This is a genomic window from Wenzhouxiangella sp. AB-CW3 (assembly GCF_014725735.1).
In the GTDB taxonomy this organism is placed as follows: domain Bacteria; phylum Pseudomonadota; class Gammaproteobacteria; order Xanthomonadales; family Wenzhouxiangellaceae; genus Wenzhouxiangella.
The window spans coordinates 530,305-547,350 of record NZ_CP061368.1 but is presented as its reverse complement, the minus strand read 5'-3'; the positions used below and the strand labels follow the sequence as shown (position 1 = coordinate 547,350).

General features: G+C 61.3%; 11 protein-coding genes. 4 read left to right on the top strand and 7 right to left on the bottom strand.

Going from position 1 to position 17,046, the window contains the following annotated elements:
* Positions 1 to 60: 60 nt before the first annotated feature.
* Positions 61 to 2,901, bottom strand: coding sequence for a TonB-dependent receptor (locus IC757_RS02325; RefSeq protein WP_223846219.1), 2,841 nt, complete (start codon positions 2,899 to 2,901; stop codon positions 61 to 63).
* Positions 2,902 to 3,175: 274 nt separating this feature from the next.
* Between IC757_RS02325 and IC757_RS02320 the strand changes: the two genes are divergently transcribed.
* Together IC757_RS02320 and IC757_RS02315 are read left to right on the top strand one after the other, a co-directional pair.
* On the top strand, positions 3,176 to 4,870 hold the full coding sequence (locus tag IC757_RS02320) for an alpha-glucosidase family protein (RefSeq protein ID WP_223846218.1): 1,695 nt from the start codon (positions 3,176 to 3,178) through the stop codon (positions 4,868 to 4,870).
* A 106-nt stretch (positions 4,871 to 4,976) separates the two neighbouring features.
* Positions 4,977 to 7,565: a PAS domain S-box protein gene (locus tag IC757_RS02315; protein ID WP_190975796.1), complete on the top strand. Its 2,589-nt coding sequence runs from the start codon at positions 4,977 to 4,979 to the stop codon at positions 7,563 to 7,565.
* Here the strand turns inward: IC757_RS02315 and IC757_RS02310 are convergent.
* Positions 7,562 to 8,182, bottom strand: coding sequence for an FMN-binding negative transcriptional regulator (locus IC757_RS02310; protein WP_190975795.1), 621 nt, complete (start codon positions 8,180 to 8,182; stop codon positions 7,562 to 7,564). The genes IC757_RS02315 and IC757_RS02310 overlap by 4 nt on opposite strands.
* A 134-nt stretch (positions 8,183 to 8,316) precedes the next feature.
* Here IC757_RS02310 and IC757_RS02305 point away from each other — a divergent pair, with 134 nt between their 5' ends.
* Entirely contained in the window at positions 8,317 to 10,329 is a 2,013-nt protein-coding gene (locus IC757_RS02305) for an alpha/beta hydrolase family protein (RefSeq protein ID WP_223846217.1), read from the top strand.
* A 384-nt stretch (positions 10,330 to 10,713) separates the two neighbouring features.
* On the opposite strand, the gene IC757_RS02300 is transcribed toward IC757_RS02305, so the two are convergent.
* From IC757_RS02300 to pssA, 4 genes are all read right to left on the bottom strand, one after another.
* Complete coding sequence (locus IC757_RS02300) at positions 10,714 to 11,664, bottom strand: carbon-nitrogen hydrolase family protein (RefSeq protein WP_190975794.1); 951 nt, start codon at positions 11,662 to 11,664, stop codon at positions 10,714 to 10,716.
* A 121-nt stretch (positions 11,665 to 11,785) separates the two neighbouring features.
* A complete protein-coding gene (rimI, locus tag IC757_RS02295; protein WP_190975793.1) occupies positions 11,786 to 12,262 on the bottom strand; it encodes a ribosomal protein S18-alanine N-acetyltransferase in 477 nt (158 codons plus the stop codon).
* Positions 12,263 to 12,721: a DNA polymerase III subunit psi gene (locus tag IC757_RS02290; RefSeq protein ID WP_190975792.1), complete on the bottom strand. Its 459-nt coding sequence runs from the start codon at positions 12,719 to 12,721 to the stop codon at positions 12,263 to 12,265.
* A complete protein-coding gene (pssA, locus tag IC757_RS02285; protein WP_190975791.1) occupies positions 12,708 to 13,493 on the bottom strand; it encodes a CDP-diacylglycerol--serine O-phosphatidyltransferase in 786 nt (261 codons plus the stop codon). Before pssA ends, IC757_RS02290 begins: the two co-directional genes overlap by 14 nt.
* A 151-nt stretch (positions 13,494 to 13,644) precedes the next feature.
* On the opposite strand from pssA, the gene IC757_RS02280 reads away from it, so the two are divergent.
* Entirely contained in the window at positions 13,645 to 15,345 is a 1,701-nt protein-coding gene (locus IC757_RS02280; RefSeq protein WP_190975790.1) for a proline--tRNA ligase, read from the top strand.
* Positions 15,346 to 15,450: 105 nt separating this feature from the next.
* Here the strand turns inward: IC757_RS02280 and IC757_RS02275 are convergent, their stop codons facing one another.
* The gene (locus IC757_RS02275; RefSeq protein ID WP_190975789.1) at positions 15,451 to 16,914 is read right to left on the bottom strand and encodes a hypothetical protein; all 1,464 of its coding nucleotides are present in this window, start codon (positions 16,912 to 16,914) and stop codon (positions 15,451 to 15,453) included.
* Between the last annotated feature and the right edge of the window lie 132 nt (positions 16,915 to 17,046).

Here is a 17,046-nt window from a genome sequence, read left to right as displayed (position 1 = left end):
CCGTTGAGCACCAAGGCGGGCACCGGGAGAGTCCACTTCGTGAACAAGATCTGATGGAGGTCAGAACCGGTATGAGGCACCCAGCATGAAGTTTCTTCCGAACCGCTGTCGATCAATCACCTGCCGCTGGTCGTCGCCTTCGAATGTGGTGAACGGCTCGTTGGTCAGGTTGTTACCCTGGAGAAAGACGCTCACCCCCTGGAAGGCGCCGCGATCGAACTCGTAGCTGACCTGTGCATCGAAGATGCTCTCCGACAGTGCGGAGCGGGTGACACGCGTTGCGCTCAGACCGAAGACTTCCGACAGGAACTCGTCGCGATAGCGATGTGATACGCGTGCCTCGAAACCGTTTCTTTCATAGAACAGGGTCGTGTTGACGACCCAGTCCGACAGGCCCGGCACGTCGATCGATTCCTCCGAGTCACCCAGGCGAACACTGGAATCGGTATAGGAGACGCTGAACACCGCGCCGAACCCATCCAGGGCCGGTGAGAACCTCGAAGCCTGCAATGCCGTGGTGAACTCTGCACCCCGGATGTAACCACTGCCACGGTTGGTCGGACCGGAGGTCAAACCGAGAGGAGTTCCAAGCTGTGCGGCCTGCTCGGGCGTCAGGAAGTCATCGATGAAGGCCGAGAAGTCGGTCATGAACGAATCATTCGGATTGATGAAATCGCTCAGGTCCTTGTAGTAGCCGGCCAGTGCGATGTACCCGGAGTCATCGGCAAAATACCGTTCCCAGGTCAAATCCAGCGTATCGGCCAGGGTCGGCCTGAGCGCAGGGTTACCGCCACCGGCACTGAAGAAGGATTGCTGTGGATCAGTGGACTCGAGGGCAGTGAAGTCGGTGTTGAGTGCCAAGCTGGCATTGAGCTGGTCCATGCGCGGACGGGCCATGACGCGGGAGGCACCGAGTCGGACAACCTGGTTGTCCGCCACATCAATACGCAGGTTGAGACTGGGCAGAATACGCCAGTAGTCATCGCCGTCCTCGACCGGAATGAACGAACCTTCGGCCACACCGGCACCGACCTCGGCGCCGGCAACACGAAAGCCGCTGGCGGTCTGGTCAGTATGCACCGCCTGCACGCCAACATTACCGGTCACCGGCATATCGCCCATCAGAGTATCGATGTTGAGCTTCAGGAAGGTCGTGAAGACGTCCTCGCGCACGTTCCAGTCCTGCGGCACGGCAAACGAGGACAACTCGACCGGTACTTGCTGGTAAACATTATCGACCAGATCACCCGGGTTCCAGGAGATCATTCCTGGAATACCGATGAAGTCGAGCGGAGTCGTGCCCACCATCGCGCCCTCCGGGATATCGGCGGAGTCCGCCCCACCCGGCGGCACCAGGAAGCTTTGCCCGATGGATCGCGACTTGTCGCGACGACCAAAGTCCACACCGACCAGGCCCTGGCTGAACGGCCCGGCATCAAAGGCGCGATCGAGCTGCAAACGTGCGCGGCCCAGCCAGTCGGTCGTGTCCGGGTTGTTGATAAAACCGGCCTGGGTCAGCGGATCCGGATCCGCCCCCGCGCCCCAACCCTGCGGATCGGTCAGCACGAACTGGTTGGGATCGGCGTAGTCGAGTGAGGGAGCGAACTGGACAACACCGCTGGGTGCAATGGAAAAGCCCAGCGTGTCCGGGGCGCCACTCAGGGTCGGCCCGGTGCCTGCGTACGACTCAAGCAACACGTCTTCGCGCTCGGCACGGGAGTAGCTGATGTCCGTTTCCATGCCCCAGCGCTGACCCAGCTCGTAGCGAACATTCCATCCGGCATTGAACAGCTCGGCCGAACGGTCATTGCGGTCGCTTCGCATGACGCCGTGAACGTCTTCGAATACACCATCGGTAATCAGGCCGTCGTCGACCGTGAAGCCGTCCTGAAGCTGAGCTGCCGACCAGAAGAGCGGGAACTCGATACCGCGCAGAATCTGTCTTTCCTTGAAATCGGAGTAAGAAACGTCAAGCGTGGTACTGAAAGCATCATTGGGCGCATACTCGAGCGTGCCCAACATCCCGAAGCGCTCCAGCTCATTGGATTGCACGAAGGGCTTCGCACCGCCCGGAACCAGGGTCTCACCATCACCGATATCGGGAAAACCCCAGGCCTCGAATCGCTCGACCTGGTTGGGGGTGGACTGAAAGGCAGCGCCGAATGTCACACCAAACGTGTTGTCGTCAAACTGGTCGATGTAGATCGCACTGGCACGATAGCCATCGCTGCTGCCGTCGGGATTGAAAGCGCTATCTTCGTTCCACTCGTAGCGGGCGTTGAGCGAGAACACACTCTCGCCGGCCGACAGCGGCCGGATGGTGCGCATGTCCACGGTGCCGGCCAGACCCTGGCCGATCAGGGTGGCATCCGGGGTCTTGTAAACCACCACCGAGCCGAGCAGCTCGGAAGGATACTGATCGAACTCAACCCCACGGTTGTCGCCCGTGGTGACCTGTTCACGACCGTTGAGCATGGCCGTCCCGAAGTCCGGGCCCAGGCCGCGAATGGAAATGGTCTGCGAACGTCCGTCGGTGCGTTGCGCCGTCAAGCCGGGCATTCGGGCAAGCGCCTCGGCGATACTGACATCGGGCAGCTTGCCGATGTCTTCGGCGTAAACAGCCTCGACTACCGAGGACTCCTGACGCTTGGTGGATATGGCACGCTCGACAGCGCTGCGAAAGCCGGTAACCACGATGACATCCTCGATGTCGGTGACTTCCTCTTCCGCATCCTCCTCTCCCTGCGAGAATGCCATTGGGGATGCGCTCAGGCCGGCTGCAAGCGCGAGATAGAGCGCACTGCGCCGCAATTGAAGTCTTGCCAGCTTTTCTTTCAACCCCTCGTTATCCCTGTTGCCGGACATCATCCGGGTAGCGTTGGTCTGGTTTGGTTTTCTCATGATTCGTGATCCCCGAAGGTTCGTGTAGTAGCTCTTTGTGACGCCCTGGCGCCAGGACGAGACTGCAGCATGACAGCCCTGAATTCCCTGCCGATGCTAGTCATTCGTCAGCCGAACCCACAATCTCTTGCAAACGTATACATAGCTGCATACGTTTGCAAAACGCCATGACCTGACGGAAACAACCACGCCCGAACGAGGAGCCTGAACATCTTCGATCTGAATACGTTTGCAAGGCATCGGCAACAGCATCGTTGGTGGTTAAGCTTTAGGCATGAATGACGAACCTGACCGGACAACGCTTGTCCGCAACGAATCCATGCAAGAGCAGGCAATGGGCAATAGTGACGACCAATGGTGGCGTGGCGGACTGTTCTATCAAGTCTACCCACGCAGTTTCCAGGACAGCAACGATGACGGCATTGGTGACCTTCCGGGTCTGATCTCGCGACTGGACTACATCGCCGATCTCGGTGTGGACGCGATCTGGATATCGCCCTTTTTCAAGTCGCCAATGATGGATTTCGGTTACGACGTGGCCGATTCGCGCGATGTCGATCCCATCTTCGGCACACTGCAGGATTTCGACGAACTGCTTGAGCAGGCCCACCAGCGCGGACTGAAAGTCATCATTGACCAGATTCCCAGCCATACTTCCAGTGAACACCCCTGGTTTATCGAAAGCCGGCAATCCCGAACCAACCCCAGGGCCGACTGGTATGTGTGGGCCGATCCGCGCGAAGACGGCACGCCACCGAACAACTGGCTATCGATCTTTGGCGGGGGTGCCTGGCAGTGGGACCCGCGACGCCGCCAATACTACCTGCACAACTTTCTTGCTTCGCAACCGGATCTAAATTTTCACAACCCCGAAGTAGTCGATGCCGTGCTCGACAATCTTCGCTTCTGGCTCGATCGCGGCGTGGATGGCTTCCGCCTGGATGCAATCAATTTCTGCTACCAGGACAGAAAGCTGCGCGACAATCCGGCCAAGCCGGCCCACCTGCGCACCGGGCGAGGTTTCTCGCCGGACAACCCCTACGCCTATCAGTTTCACTACTACAACAATACGCAGCCGGAGAACATCACTTTCATCGAACGCATCCGGCAGTTGCTCGATCAGTATCCCGGAGCCACCACGTTGGGAGAGATATCGTCGGAGGATTCGGTAGCCACCATGGCCGAGTACGCCGCGCCAGGGCGGCTGCACATGAGCTACAGTTTCGAACTGCTGACCGATGACTTCTCTGCATCGCATATCCGTGCAACCGTGGAACGGCTGGAAGCCGACATTGGCGACGGGTGGGCCTGCTGGGCCATTTCCAATCATGACGTGGAGCGTGTGATCAGCCGCTGGGGACGCCATGGCCAGTCAAAGGACTTCGCCCTCATGCTCACGGCCATGCTGTGCTCACTGCGCGGCTCGGCCTGCATCTACCAGGGCGAGGAACTGGGGCTGCCCGAAGCCGAGCTGCCCTACGAGGCACTGCAGGACCCCTACGGTCTCGCCTTCTGGCCGGACTTCAAGGGCCGCGACGGCTGTCGGACCCCCATTCCGTGGAATGCTTCGCCTCTGGCCGGTTTCAGCACGGCCGAACCGTGGCTGCCCATACCCGACAGTCACCGTCGGCTTGCCGTGGAGGATCAATCCAGCACCCCGGACTCCATACTCAACCGCTTTCGCAAACTGATTGCATGGCGACAACGCCAGCCTGCCCTGCGTGGCGGCAGCATCCGCTTTCTAGACACCCCCGAGCCAGTGCTGATGTTTCTGCGTGAATGCCGAGAACAACGGCTGCTGCTGGCCTTCAACCTCTCCGATCAGCCAGCCCTGATCAGGCAGCCCGGCACTCCAGAGCAACTCATCCAGCTTAACTGGCCGGGCCTGGCCAGGGGACGTCTGACAGGCGATGGCCGCATGGAACTGCCCGGACACAGCGCCGTCATCCTGGATGCGGCATTGCTCTGAGATCCGGCAGTCAAGTGCACCGCTTAAGGGTTGAGTAGAAGGCATATCAACCCGGTACTGTCCTTCCACCTTGCCGGCGCTTGTTAACAGGGAGTATGCTGATGGCATGAAGCCAGAACAAGCTGCCGATAGCCGGGTGGGGCTCTGGCGCGGGGGAGTGCTGCTTGCGCTGTTCGGCGTCTTCCTGCTGGATCTGCTGGTACCGCTTGGCATCGCCCACGCGGCGTTGTATGCACTGGTTGTGGTCCTGGCAGCACTTTCGGGGCGCACCGGGCTGATTCTCCTTGCCGCCGGAATCGCAACGATTCTCGGCCTGGCAGCGTTCTGGCTACAGTATCCACCGCAGCCAGGCATCCCCACCTCCTTCGTGGTTGTCAATCGCATCATCAGCATTGTGGCCGTCCTGGCCAGCGCCGGACTGGGCATGGCACTGGTCCGACGGGCCGAAGAATTACAGAAGACTCGGCATCGGGCCCACGAAGGCGAACATATGCGAGAAATGGCCGGGCGGGTGGCACGACTCGGCGCGTGGTCCATGGATCGATCAACGGGGCGAGTGTCCTGGACCCCGGAGGCTGCAGAAATTCACGACCAGTCCGTCGATGGCATGCCCGAGCTCGAACAGGGCATCGATTACTACGCTCCCGAGTTTCGCCATGACGTGCGGGAAACGCTGAGAAAATGTCTCGACGAGGGCGTTGGCTATGACCGTGAATGGCAGCTCCAGCTTGCTGACGGCCGCCGGCGCTGGGTGCGGGCCATTGGCGAACCCACTCGGGACTCGGAGGGGCGGATCGTGGGCGCACATGGCGCCCTTCAGGACATTGATCATCTCAAGCGTACCGAAGCCGAGGCTCAACTGACCCGAACCCGCTTGTGGCAGCTGGCCAATGCCATGCCAATGATGGTCTGGACCGCCGATACCGGCGGTCAACTGGAGTTTCAAAACCGATTCATCCTGGAGTACACCGGTGTCGGAAAAGCTGAGGCTCTCGTGGGGGATCGCTGGATCAAGCGCCTTCACCCGGACGACCGGCAGCCGGTGATTAAGTTATGGCAGCACTGCGTGGACACCGGATCACCCTACAGTACCGAGTTTCGCGTGCGGCGACATGATGGCCAGTACCGCTGGTTTCATGCCAGCGCATCTCCGATCAAGGGGCCCGATGGCGAGATTGATGCGTGGATCGGTGCCTGCATTGACGTCGAAGAGCAGCGGCGCCTGGCCGACCGGCTGGTTGAGACCCTGGAAACCATCAGTGATGTGTTCTACACCTTCGATCGGGATTGGCGATTTACCTACATCAATGCCAGTGGCGAGAGGCTCTCCGGCCTCAAGCGCGATCAACTGATTGGTGAAGTGCTATGGGATAAATTCCCCGATGTACAAGGCACGGATTTCGAGCATCGCTACCGCCACGCCATGGAGTCCGGAGAGGCAGTCCATTTCACCGAATACTATCCGGGGTTTGATGTCTGGCTCGAAACCAAGGCATTTCCGACCGAGGACGGCCTGGCCGTTTTCCTGCGTGACATCACCAGCCAGCGCCAGGCCGAAGACCGACTGCGTCAGGCCCAGCGACTGGAGGCTGTCGGCCAGTTGACGGGTGGGCTGGCACACGACTTCAACAACCTGTTGACCGTCATCGGCGGCAACGCCGAACTGGTCTCGGAGATGCTGGGAGAACACGATGATGCTCGTGAGCTGGTCAAGATGATCCTGGCCGCGGCAGAACGGGGTAGCGACCTGACCCGTCGACTGCTCGCCTTTGCCCGCAAACAGACGCTGGAGCCGGCAGCCACGGATATCAACCGCTTGATTGCCGATATGGAACCACTACTCAGACATACGCTGGGCGATCATATCGAGTCGGAATTCGCTCGCGCCGGGGGATTGTGGCGGGCACTGATCGACCCCGGACAGCTTGAGGATGCCTTGCTCAACCTGTGCCTGAATGCACGCGATGCCATGGTTGACGGTGGCCGCCTGACCATAGAAACCTACAACGCTCACCTCGACGCTGACTACTGCCGCAACCACGAGGAAGTCGACCCGGGTCAGTACGTCGCCATTGCCGTTTCTGACACCGGCCATGGCATGGACAAGGAAACCGCCAGCCGCGCGTTCGAACCCTTCTTTTCCGGCAAGACGGACAATCAGGGGACCGGACTGGGTCTTGCCATGGTGTTTGGCTTTGTCAAGCAATCAGGTGGTCACATCAAGATATACACCGAACCCGACCAGGGAACGACCGTCCGACTCTACCTGCCACGCACTCATCAGAACGTGCAACCGCATCAGGCCGACCCGATCGCAAAAGGTGGCGGGAAGGCCACCGTGATGCTGGTCGAGGACGATGAACTGGTGCGCGAGTATGCACGGCGTCAGCTCGAAGTACTGGGCTATGGCGTCATCGAGGCAGAAGATGGCCCGGATGCCCTTGAACGCCTTGAACAGGTCGAAAACGTCGATGTGCTTTTCACCGACGTTGTCATGCCGGGAGGAATGAGTGGACGCGACCTGGCCGAAGTGGCAATGGAAAAACACCCCGACGTAAAAGTACTGTATACATCCGGATACACCGAAAACGCCATCGTGCATCATGGCCGGCTCGACCCGGGCGTACACATGCTCTCGAAACCCTGGCGGCGAGATCAACTGGCTCGCGCCCTGCAGGAAGTGCTGTCAGACTAGCCCGAACGCTTTTCCATCTCGGCGGCAATCAGTCGGTCATTCTCCGCGCCCTGCCCCAGCTCCTTGATGATATTTCGAATGCTGTGGTCATCCTTGTCCTGGCTGAGCTTGAACACCGCATCCAGCCGGGTGACTTCAATCTCGAACCCGACAATGGCCTTGATGACCTTGTTCTTGAACGAAGCCGGCAGGTTGTCGTAGACGGTGGGAGACTGCTCGTTGCCTCCCTCGAAGTGAAGCGAACTTCTCTGCAGGATGGACTCGAGCCCGTCGCTGTCCACAAAGCGAATCACGCCGCGTGCGTGCACGCTCATGTAGTTCCAGGTCGAGGCAACGGCCGGGTTGCTGTACCAGGTCGCACTGACATAGGCGTGCGGACCGGTGAAAACAGCCAGTACATCACTGTTGAGGACAAAGGCCTCGTGGTGGTCGGTGTTTCTCATGAGGTGACCACTGAGCGTGGTGCGATCACCCTCCTGTTCCACCAGTAGCGGGACCTGGGTAGCAACAGGCACCCCGGCCGCACCGCAACCGGTCAGGAAAGCAAACGGATGACGCCTGACAAATGCCAGGACGGCACGCTCATCACGCTCTTTGTAGTGAGATACTGGGTACACGGTTCGGTTACCCCCGGGGCGGGCCAGAACAGGAGGGTCGAGCATAGCAGAGCCGTAGTCGTTGTCGACCGTCACACGCGGAAGGCCGAATCAGGGCTAGAATGCCGTTTGCCCATGGAACAGGAGCCCGAATTGTGACGAAACGCATTCTTTTGATGACTTTTCTTGCGCTTTTGCTGACATTTGCCACCAAGGTGTCCTCAGAAGCACGCCCCCTGGCCTACGACGATGTGTTCCTGCTCGAGGCCGTCAGCGACCCGCAGCCCGACCCGTCGGGCGAACGCGTGGCCTTCGTGCGTCACTGGCAGGACCGTCAGACAGATCGCGGCCGCTCCAGCCTCTGGCTGGCCGATGTCGAGACCGGCGAGATCCAGCCCCTGACCGATCGCGACAGCAACGCCGCCAGCCCGCGCTGGTCCCCCGACGGCAGTCGCATCGCCTACACAGCCGATGGCCAGGTGCGCATGCTGTGGCCTGAATCGGGGCGCGACTCGCGCATCAGCGAACTGCAACACACCCCCTCCAGCCTGGCCTGGTCGCCGGACGGACAGTGGCTGGCCTTCGTCATGTTCAAGCCCGCCGAAACTAGATCGCCGGTTCAACTGCCCGGCCGACCCGAGGGCGCCGACTGGGCCGAGCCGCCGATCTGGATTGAAGAGCCACAATACCGCGCGGATGGGCGCGGCTATCTCGACCCCGGCCATCGCCACGTCTACCTGCTTCCGGCCAGCGGCGGCAGCCCCATTCGCATCAGCGACGGCGACTACAACCACAATGCGCTTGCCTGGCACCCCGATGGCGACCGCCTGTTTGTCAGCGCCAATCGCCGTGACGAAGCGCATCGATTCCCGCGCAAGTCCAGCATCTACGAGATCGACATCGAAAGCCGTGAAATTACCGCCATCACCAGCGGCAACGATCCGGAAAACAATCCGCAGCCATCACCCGACGGTCGCCACCTGGCCTGGCTGGGATTTGAAGACAAGAAGCTCTCCCACCAGCCCAACCGTCTGTTTATCGCCGACATCGACGGCTCGAACGTTCGCAACCTGACCGAGGATCTCGACCGCGACATCGACCGCATCGCCTGGGACGGCGACAATGCCGTGCTCATCCAGTACGACCATCACGGCACCACCCGGCTGGCACGCCAGTCGCTCGACGGCAACCGCGAGGTACTCAGCGATCAACTGGGTGGCGAGTACTACAGCCGGCCCTACTCCTCCGGCCAGTTTGCGGTGGCCAACGGACTGATCGCCCATACCCATGCCAGCAGCTCACGGCCTTCCGAGCTGGCGGTACTGGCCGATGGAGAGACACGCGTAGTCACCGGCATCAACGATGATTTCCTCGCCAAGCGCACCATCGGCGAAGTCGAGAAATTCTGGTACACCTCGTCAGTCGACGGGCTGGACCTGCAGGGCTGGATCATCTACCCGCCAGGCTTCGACGCCGACAAGCAGTACCCGCTGATCCTCGAGATTCACGGTGGACCGTTTGCCACCTACGGTCACTGGTTTGCCATGGAACTGCAGCTAATGGCCGCGCAGGGTTACGTGGTGGTCTATCTCAATCCGCGTGGTTCGACCAGCTACGGCAAGGATTTCGCCAACGAGATTCACCACAACTATCCCAGCCACGACCACGACGACCTGATGGACGGCATCGACGAAGTCATCGCGCGCGGCTTCATCAACGAAGACGAGCAGTTCATCACCGGTGGCTCGGGTGGCGGTGTGCTCACCACCTGGGCGATCAGCCGCACCGACCGCTTCGCCGCGGCCGCCGCGGTCAACCCGGTGATCAACTGGTACAGCTTCGTGCTCAGCGCCGACTTCTACCACATGTTCACGCAGTACTGGTTCCCGGGCATGCCCTGGGAGATTCCCGAGCACTATCTGTCCTATTCGCCCATTCACCAGGTCGGCAACGTCAACACGCCCACCCTGCTGTTTACCGGCGAGGAAGACTGGCGCACGCCGATCTCGGAATCTGAGCAGTACTATCAGGCCCTGCAACTGCGCGGCGTGGACACCGCCAAGGTCAGGGTGCCCGGCGCCCCTCACAGCTTGCACGTGCGCCCAAGCTGGCTGATGGCCAAGCCCGCCCACGTGGTCTACTGGTTCGAGCGCTATCGCGAAGACTGAATCGCAGTCAGGCTTCTGCAAACCGGCCCGGATATCGGGCCGGTCCTGGCATCATCGCGCTTGCTTTCTCGAGGTTTTTCGAGAGGAGCGCCATATTGTTAACCCGGCAACCAAACAGGTTGCCGGGTTAATGCCCGGCCGGTACGGCCGGGGCCGAGAAGCGAAGGTATTTGCGGACATGCGCCGCAAATGCCGCGCAACGAATACCATAGGTATTTCGTTGCCGGTTTAATAATGAGGCCGGAACGGGAGCACCTGCAAATCTCATGACTTGCGGAAAGCTCCTCCCTAACCCTCTACAACGCAAGACCCGCCAATCCGCGACAGGCAGCGGCCCATCGCCGACCAACTTCGCAGCATTTCACCGAGGGAGTGCTGGCTGGCTCAGTCCTCGAACTCGCCAATCTGCTGGCGACGGCGGTTGACCCGTAGCTTGAACACGTCGGGCCGGGAGTAGTGACCGGACGGATCGAATTTCTGGCGTGCGCGACGCACGCGGGCATGATCGATTTCGGCGGTGAACACGCCGGATTGGTCGATTACAGGCTCGATCAACCAGTTGCCATCGGGACCGGCCAGGCAGGAACCGCCGCGCGCCCAGGGCATGTCCTCGGTGGCCTGCTTGAGTGTGGCGGCATGCGGCAGATCGTCCGGCCAGTCCTCGGCACGCATCAAGCCGGCCACGGACAGCACATAGCTGCGGCCCTCAAACGCCATGAAACGGGTGATCTCGCGGGTGTTGCGCGGGTTGCCCGGCCAGATCGCCACGTGCAGGTCTTCGCCCTGGGCCTGCAGCGAGGCGCGCGCCAGTGGCATCCAGTTTTCCCAGCAGTTGAGTGCGCCGACGGTGAAACGGCCGAGTGAATGGGTGCGAAGACCATGGCCATCGCCGGTGGCCCAGACCAGTCGTTCCTCGAAAGTGGGCATGAGCTTGCGCTGGGTGCTTTGAATACTGCCGTCCTTGCCGATGACCACGGCGCTGGCATAGACGCTTTCGCCGCGCGCGGCCGGCCGCTCGAGCACGCCCAGCACCACCATGACCGCGCAGCGGCGTGCCGCTTCGCAGACCCGGTCGAGATCGCCGGCCTGGATATCGACGGCCTGGTCGACGTAGTGGGCGTAGAGGTCGGCCTGCAACGTGCTGTCGAAGCGCGCCCCGTCGGTGCGATCGACCCAGAAAGGATAGCCGGGCACCAGGCATTCGCCGAACGCCACCAGCTCGGTGCCCGAAACGGCGGCCTGGTCGATCGCCTCGACCACCCGCTCGATCGTGGCCTTGCGGTCCAGCCAGACCGGCGCGATCTGCGCCGCTGCCACTATCAGTCGATCATTCATGTCCTGTCCTGACTAATGGGGAAAGCATTCACAGCGCTGGCATTCAATGCTATGCGCCAGTCTGCGCCATCTGAATGTGCAGTCCTCCGCGACGGTCCGTGCACAGGATCGAACGGGCCGCTCAAGCCGCCCGGCTGTCGAAACGGTAGACCATGATGACCGCATCCTCGCGGCCATCCCGAGCCGGGTAATATCCGGGCCTGCGCCCGATGACCCGAAATCCGTGCCGTCGATACAGATCCATGGCGGCCCGGTTCGACGGGCGCACCTCCAGGAACATGCGCGAGGCAGAAATCATGCGGGCATCGTCAACCATGTGCTCGAGCAGCTCACTGGCCAGGCCGGTGCGGCGCCGCTGCGGGTCGATGCAGAGATTCAGCAGATGCGCTTCATCAAGAGCGTGCGAAACAATGGCATACCCACGCACCACCTCATCCTCGGTCAGGACATGGCAGTGATAGCCAACCCGAAGGCAGTCGGAAAAAATGCCGCGGCTCCAGGGAAATGGATAGGAGGCCTGTTCAATGGTGTTTACCGCCGACAGGTCGGCACGGACCATGCGGCGTATTTCCCGGCGCGGTGACAGCACGGCAGCCATTTACCTGGCCAACCCGGGTGCGAGCACCTGCCAAAGGCGACGGCGCGCCGAAGCGCTTTCCGCCAGCTCAGCGAGCGCGGGTGCGACAATGATCTGCTCGGAGTCGACGGGACGTGGCGAGTCGCCAAACGCCAGCACATGGCGAATACCACGATCATCGAGCGCATGGATCGGGACACCGGCCGAGTCGGAAACCGCCCACTGACCGAAGCGCACCTGTTCCGGTCCGATGGTGGCGGTGATATCGGCCAGCAGTTTCTCGTGCGCGCCGGACCAGGGCTCACTCTGAACCAGCAACCACGGGCCACTGCCCGAAGACATGCGAATGCGCAGGTCCGCCCGCTGCCCGTCAGTTGTCGTGGCGACCTGACTGGCTGGCAACGGCCTATCGCGCCGTATCCACAGGTCGATGCCCATGGCGGCCAGACGTTGACGCGAATGTGGGCTACTGGCTCTCATCGGGACCCTCCCGGCGCCGCCGCCGTCGCTGCCGATAGCGTCCCCTGAACGTCACCACCGGCCCGGAGAACACGTAAACCAGGCCGATGGTCAGCAACACGGCGGGCAGATCGATAGCCAGCAGAACCAGCAGTACCAGCAGCACGAATATCCAGGCGATGGGAACCCGGTCGCGGGCCGGCCAGGCCTTGAAACTGAAATACCGCACCCGCGAGAACATCAGCGTGCCGAGCAGGATGGTGAGCACAAGAACGATCCAGGCCACCGTGTCCGGCTCGATTTCGCGACTGACCGAAAACCAGACCGCAGCCACGATGGTCCCGGCGGCCGCCGGGCTGGCCAACCCCTGGAAATAGGCCTTGTCGGCCACGCCGGCCTGGGTGTTGAACCGGGCCAGTCGAAGTGCGGCGCAGGCGCAGTAGAAAAAAGCCCCCAGCCAGCCGATGTTGGCGGCCATGGTGTCGACTTCGCCCAGGTCGGACAGGGCCCAGGTGTAGACCAGTACCGCGGGCGCCATGCCGAATGACACCATGTCGGACAGGCTGTCGTACTGCACCCCGAACTCGGACTGGGTGTTGGTCAGCCGCGCCACGCGACCATCCAGGCCATCAAGTACCCCGGCAATCAGGATGGCGATGCACGCCGCTACCGGCTGACCGTTAATGGCCGAGACGATGGCAAAAAAGCCTGCCATCAGGGCACCGGTTGTCAGTGCATTAGGCAGTAGAAAGGCGCCACGCGCGACACCATTGGGCGTTTTCTGTTCTTTCATCTGCGTGCCAGCGGTGTGGCCGGAAAAATCGACCTCAAAGCATATCACCCCACGCCCCGGACTTGCGGCAAGGACCGCCACAACAGCGCCGACCCCGAGTGGCGCGGGCTGGTATCATTCCCGGCTTCGTCCGTGCAAGCCGCTGAAGCCCATGAAAACCTCCGCCTTTCACATCGCCACCAAGCGTGAAGTCCCCGCCGACGCCGAAATCGTCAGCCATCAGCTGATGCTCAGGACCGGCATGATCCGCAAGCTGACCTCCGGCATCTACACCTGGACGCCGCTGGGGCTGAAGGTGCTGCGCCGGGTCGAGCAGGTGGTGCGCGAGGAGATGGATGCCTCCGGCTCGCTGGAAATGCTGATGCCGGCCATCCAGCCGGCCGAGCTGTGGCAGGAATCGGGGCGCTGGGACGACTTTGGCCCGCTGCTACTCAAGATCACCGACCGCGCCGGGCGCGAATTCGCCTATGGGCCGACCCATGAAGAGGTCATCACCGAGTTTGCCCGCGCCGATCTGCGCTCCTACAAGCAGTTGCCGATCTGTTTTTACCAGATCCAGAACAAGTTCCGCGACGAGATCCGTCCTCGCTTCGGCGTGATGCGCGCACGCGAATTCCTGATGAAGGACGGCTACTCCTTTCACATGGACGAGGAGTGTCTCGACCGCTTCTACCAGGTCATGTACGAGACTTACTCGAAGATCTTCAAGCGCCTGGGCCTGAAGTTCAAGGCGGTGGCGGCCGACTCCGGCGCCATCGGCGGCGCGGTCAGCCACGAGTTCCATGTGCTGGCCGATTCGGGTGAAGACCAGATCGCGCACGTGCCCGACGGCGAGTTCGCCGCCAACGTCGAACTGGCCGAGGCCGTGGCCACGGGCGAGCGCGCCGAACCGACCGAGGACATGCGCCTGGTCGATACGCCCGATGCGAAAACCATCGCCGACCTGGTCGACCAGTTTGATCTGCCGATCGAGAAGACCGTCAAGACACTGGTGGTCGAGGCCAGCGACGCCGTCGATGCCGATTTCGTCGCGCTGCTGGTGCGTGGCGACCACGAACTCAACGCCGTCAAAGCCGAGAAACTCGAGCAGGTGGCTGCGCCGCTACGCATGGCAACGGAAGAAGAAATCCGGGCCACCATCGGTGCCGGGCCCGGCAGCCTGGGACCGGTCAAGCTCCCCATCCCTTGCATTGTCGACCGCCAGGTCGCGGTGATGAGCGATTTCGGTGCCGGTGCCAATATCGACGACAAGCACTACTTCGGCATCAACTGGGGCCGTGACGTGGAATTGCCCGAAGTGGCCGATCTGAGAAACGTGGTTGCCGGCGATCCCTCGCCCGACGGCAAAGGCCGGCTCGAGCTGATCCGTGGTATCGAGGTCGGTCACATCTTCCAGCTCGGCCGCAAGTACTCCGAGGCCATGAACGCCGTGGTCATGGACCCCGACGGTCGCGGCACCCACCCGACCATGGGCTGCTACGGCATCGGCGTGTCACGCATCGTCGCCGCCGCCATCGAACAGAACCACGACGACAACGGCATCATCTGGCCCGAGTCCATGGCGCCGTTCGACGTGCTGATCCTGCCCCTGAATGCCCACAAGTCGCACCGCGTGCGCGAGCAGGCGGAAAAATACTATGACGAACTCCGCGCCAGCGGCCGGGAAGTACTGATGGACGACCGCCCGCTGCGCCCCGGCGTGATGTTCGCCGACGCCGAGCTGATCGGCATCCCGCACGTGCTGGTGGTCGGCGAACGCGGGCTGGACAACGGCACGGTGGAATATCGACAGCGCGGCGGTGAATCCCGCGATGTTGCGCTAAGCGAAGTGGGAGCGCTGTTTTCCGGGTGATGAACGATTTCGGGCCGGGGACGACCCCGGCCCGAAAGACTGCTTCCGGCAATCCGGACGCCACGATACCCGGCGTCACCTGAATGCCGTGGTCGGGCGCAATGATCAGAGACCACAGTCGGCCAGTCCGGCCGTGGCAGCAACACGCTCAAGCGCGTGAGTAGTCGAACCATCCTCACCGCTGACTTCCGCGGTTGCCTCGTCGCAGTCATCGAAAGTAAACGTCACTTCGCCCCAGTGCTGCAGATTGTCGGGAATGATGGGGGCGGAGAAATCGCCACCGTTGCCGTGCAACAGGTTGAACGTGACCGGTTCACCGGCACTGACATCCGCGATGACCTCCTCGGTCATCAGCCATAGCGGATTGCCGTCATTCCCGTAGCCGTAGAAGTAGCCGAACAGGCCATCGGGGGTGGCCACGAAGTTCCAGCCTTCACCGGCGGTGGCCGGGTCGTACCAGGCACCAGTCAGTCCGGCATGGGGCGTCACGCTGAACTCCACCAGCATGCTGATATCCGGATTTTCCGGGTCGGGCTGCATTGGGTTGGGCACCTCGGCCACCAGCGCGTAATCTCCCGGTGTCAGGTCGGCATGGAAGTAGGCAGTCAGTGGAAAGTCCTGCCCGGTCTCGGCATGCGGAAACAGGGACTGTGTACCCCCCAGGAAGGTCTGCGGGCCACGCTGACCACTGGCCGAGACCATCGCGCCGCGATCGGCGTAGTAGCCATCTTCGCCGACATCAAGGTAGTCCATCCAGTCATTGACCTCCTGGACAGTGGTGCCACCGTCGAGCCGGATCAGGTGAACGTCATGGCCAAGATTGTGGCCGTAGAGCATGTTGTCTTCGAATGTCACTTTAAATGTCGCCGGACCCGGCTGGATGTTTTCGCTTTCCAGCATCAAACCGTCGGTGGATGAAATGCTTACCTGGTAGTCGGCCTCGGGCTCAGACGACTCGCTTTCTTCATCAACGACGACGAAGCGCTTGAACATGCCGTGGCTGGTGTGGAAGACACCATCATCATCAAGAATGTAGCACTCGATGAAGTAGGTTCCGGGCTCCAGGTACACGGTTGTGCTGGAGGTGATTCCGCCAGCGGTCATTCCAGGCCCGCTGCTGTGCGTCGAGGCATAATCACCCCCATGCAAGGCGTCCATCAGGTTTGCAATGAATTCCTCAACATCGATTTCGCCGACAAAGTAGGGATCCCATTCTTGCTGAAAGGGCACGTACACGTTCTGGATGAACTCCTCAGCGGTCACATCGGACGTTTCTTCGGGCATGCGCAACAGCAACCCGAAATGCGTGGAGCTGGATTGATTCCGCAGATTGATCGTCGTCCAGCCCGCCGGGAGTTCCGTGTCGGAAAGCACGAACTCGTAGTGAGCTTCGGCATCGGCCAGGGGGGGATGGCGGGTGATCACTTCCAGCACGTTCGTATTAGTCGCACCGGGGTTTCCGTCCGACGCGGGATGGTGCCCGTCCGATGCACCAACCGGAGCACTTGCACCCCAGAACATGAGTGCCGCGAACAGCGAAAGACAGGTTGTACTACGAATTACTGTCATGGTCATTATCCTCCGTGGGATTGGCTCAAGCCGCTTACTCAGCGGTTGCCTTCAAGGCTAGGTCCGGGATATCGGTAAAGTCCTTACCAAAACGTCCCGAAGACATGAAACTTTTCGGAAAAGACCGTGCAG

Coding starts and splice junctions, on each gene's coding strand:
- IC757_RS02300 (WP_190975794.1), bottom strand. CDS start 11,664: ATGAATGATCGACTGATAGTGGCAGCGGCGCAGATCGCGCCGGTCTGG.
- IC757_RS02275 (WP_190975789.1), bottom strand. CDS start 16,914: ATGACAGTAATTCGTAGTACAACCTGTCTTTCGCTGTTCGCGGCACTC.
- IC757_RS02315 (WP_190975796.1), top strand. CDS start 4,977: ATGAAGCCAGAACAAGCTGCCGATAGCCGGGTGGGGCTCTGGCGCGGG.
- IC757_RS02320 (WP_223846218.1), top strand. CDS start 3,176: ATGAATGACGAACCTGACCGGACAACGCTTGTCCGCAACGAATCCATG.
- IC757_RS02280 (WP_190975790.1), top strand. CDS start 13,645: ATGAAAACCTCCGCCTTTCACATCGCCACCAAGCGTGAAGTCCCCGCC.
- rimI (WP_190975793.1), bottom strand. CDS start 12,262: ATGGCTGCCGTGCTGTCACCGCGCCGGGAAATACGCCGCATGGTCCGT.
- pssA (WP_190975791.1), bottom strand. CDS start 13,493: ATGAAAGAACAGAAAACGCCCAATGGTGTCGCGCGTGGCGCCTTTCTA.
- IC757_RS02325 (WP_223846219.1), bottom strand. CDS start 2,901: ATGAGAAAACCAAACCAGACCAACGCTACCCGGATGATGTCCGGCAAC.
- IC757_RS02290 (WP_190975792.1), bottom strand. CDS start 12,721: ATGAGAGCCAGTAGCCCACATTCGCGTCAACGTCTGGCCGCCATGGGC.